The organism is Bacillus sp. B1-WWTP-T-0.5-Post-4 (assembly GCF_009183795.1).
In the GTDB taxonomy this organism is placed as follows: Bacteria; Bacillota; Bacilli; order Bacillales; family Bacillaceae_G; genus Bacillus_A; species Bacillus_A cereus.
The window spans coordinates 1-554 of sequence record NZ_WEIJ01000045.1 but is presented as its reverse complement, the minus strand read 5'-3'; the positions used below and the strand labels follow the sequence as shown (position 1 = coordinate 554).

Genomic DNA, 554 nt, shown 5'->3' with positions numbered 1-554 from the left:
TCGGCGTTAGTCCCGTCCTTCATCGACTCCTAGTGTCAAGGCATCCACCGTGCGCCCTTTCTAACTTAACCAAACTAAAAATTAAAAAATATGAGCTACACTGTTATCTAGTTTTCAAAGAACATACCATTTGCTATTTAAAATAGCTTTTTGGTGGAGCCTAGCGGGATCGAACCGCTGACCTCCTGCGTGCAAGGCAGGCGCTCTCCCAGCTGAGCTAAGGCCCCAAAATGTATGGTGGGCCTAAATGGACTCGAACCATCGACCTCACGCTTATCAGGCGTGCGCTCTAACCAGCTGAGCTATAGGCCCATACAAATTGCAGGATTTATTTATATCATATCCTCATTTAAGAGTCAATACTGAATTGAACTCTCAAAACTAAACGAAAACGAAACACGGAAACTTATATTGATAAGCAGCGCTTATCAATTCTCCATAGAAAGGAGGTGATCCAGCCGCACCTTCCGATACGGCTACCTTGTTACGACTTCACCCCAATCATCTGTCCCACCTTAGGCGGCTGGCTCCAAAAAGGTTACCCCACCGACTTC

2 tRNA genes and 1 rRNA gene are annotated in these 554 nt (G+C 46.0%); all 3 read right to left on the bottom strand.

Annotated features, from left to right (window positions below):
* Positions 1-151: 151 nt before the first annotated feature.
* Positions 152-227 (bottom strand) — tRNA-Ala (locus GBN91_RS28640).
* A gap of 8 nt (positions 228-235) precedes the next feature.
* Positions 236-312, bottom strand: a tRNA-Ile gene (locus GBN91_RS28635).
* A gap of 130 nt (positions 313-442) precedes the next feature.
* Positions 443-554: ribosomal RNA gene (locus GBN91_RS28630) — 16S ribosomal RNA — on the bottom strand; the annotation flags it as partial.